Here is a 605-nt window from a genome sequence, read left to right as displayed (position 1 = left end):
ACATGGCGCCTCGTTCCTTGCGGGGACGCTCTTCACGCTGGGGCCGCTGGCAATCGCGACCCTGGTGGGAGTCGCCGTCGCCTCGATCTCCGCGTGGATGCTGCAGCGGGGCCAGTGGGTGGACCCGTTCCTCATGCTGGCCTGCCTGCTTCTGCACGCCTATCTGCAGGCGGCGCATCACACCTCGGAACACGCGGCGCATCCTGCCGCCGTGCATCCGCATCCGAACATCGACCCCCGAAACGCCCTGCATTCGACGGGACCCCGGACCGCACCTGCCTGGGACGCCGCGCTGCGGGCGGGCTGGTTCGTGCTCCAGTGCATTCTTGTGGTGTGGGCGATCGGCGTCGTCAGCAGCGTGTGGGGTGGCAGTCATTGAGGTGCACGCCGGGCGCGCGACCGGATCTCGGATTTTGACCTTGACCCATGAAGGAGAGCGGCATGAAACGGCGAACGAAGTTCTGGATGCGGGTGGCCGGGGCGGCGCTGCTGACCGGTATCGCGGCGATGGCGGTGGCGGCCGAGAACGCATCCACGGGCGGGTGCTTGGTGAGCTGCACGGCGCCGCCCGCCGCTGGCGATGGGTATTGCACGTTGACCAACAC

At 68.3% G+C, this 605-nt stretch carries 2 protein-coding genes; one reads left to right on the top strand and one right to left on the bottom strand.

The features are described from left to right. Positions 1–379 (top strand): hypothetical protein (locus AC1DTN_RS38440; protein ID WP_477925445.1); only part of this gene is annotated, 379 nt, incomplete at its 5' end. On the opposite strand, the gene AC1DTN_RS38435 is transcribed toward AC1DTN_RS38440, so the two are convergent. After that, positions 351–605 (bottom strand): hypothetical protein (locus AC1DTN_RS38435; protein WP_477925443.1); only part of this gene is annotated, 255 nt, incomplete at its 5' end. The genes AC1DTN_RS38440 and AC1DTN_RS38435 overlap by 29 nt on opposite strands.

It is taken from the genome of Rhizobium sp. 01T444 (assembly GCF_056398305.1).
This window is presented reverse-complemented; position numbering and strand designations above follow the sequence as displayed.